2 protein-coding genes and 1 pseudogene are annotated in these 580 nt (G+C 65.0%); all 3 read right to left on the bottom strand.

The window, feature by feature from the left end:
* Positions 1 to 97 (bottom strand): Ig-like domain-containing protein (locus DDA898_RS24015; RefSeq protein ID WP_498371143.1); only part of this gene is annotated, 97 nt, incomplete at its 3' end.
* Positions 98 to 181: 84 nt separating this feature from the next.
* A pseudogene (locus tag DDA898_RS24010) lies at positions 182 to 358 on the bottom strand (cadherin-like domain-containing protein); the annotation flags it as partial.
* Positions 349 to 498, bottom strand: a complete 150-nt coding sequence (locus DDA898_RS24005; protein WP_498371142.1) for a hypothetical protein — start codon at positions 496 to 498, stop codon at positions 349 to 351. The gene DDA898_RS24005 and the pseudogene DDA898_RS24010, both read right to left, overlap by 10 nt.
* Between the last annotated feature and the right edge of the window lie 82 nt (positions 499 to 580).

Below are 580 nucleotides of genomic sequence, written 5' to 3'. Positions count from 1 at the left end.
GGTTGATCACCACCGAACCGTTACCGGCGGTGGCAGCCGTCACGGTCAGCGGATTACCGTCTGCATCGCTGTCATTTGCCAGCACATCCACCGTCACCGGGGTGTCTTCCGCGGTGGTCGCCGTATCGGCTCCGGCTACCGGTGCATCGTTTACCGCCGTCACCGTAATGGTCAGCGTGCCGGTGACCACCCCGCCGGCACCGTCGCTGACGGTGTAGGTCACGGTATCGGTACCGTTAAAGTTGGCATCCGGCATGTAGGTCAGCGTGCCGTCGGCGTTGATCACCACGGTGCCGTTGCCGGCGGTGGCAGCAGTGACGGTTAACGGGTTGCCGTCCACATCGACTGTCATTCGCCAGCACGTCGACGGTGACCGGCGTGTCTTCCGCGTGGTGGCGGTATCCGCGCCGCCACCGGGGCGTCGTTTACCGCCGTCACCGTAATGGTCAGCGTGCCGGTGACTACGCCGCCGGCGCCGTCGCTGACGGTGTAGGTCACGGTATCGGTGCCGTTAAAGTTGGCATTCGGCGTTAGGTCAGCGTGCCGTCGGCGTTGATCACCACGTGCCGTTGCCGGCGGT

This window comes from Dickeya dadantii NCPPB 898 (assembly GCF_000406145.1).
In the GTDB taxonomy this organism is placed as follows: Bacteria; Pseudomonadota; Gammaproteobacteria; order Enterobacterales; family Enterobacteriaceae; genus Dickeya; species Dickeya dadantii.
Note: the sequence above shows the minus strand (reverse complement) of the source record. Positions and strands in the feature narration are given on the sequence as shown.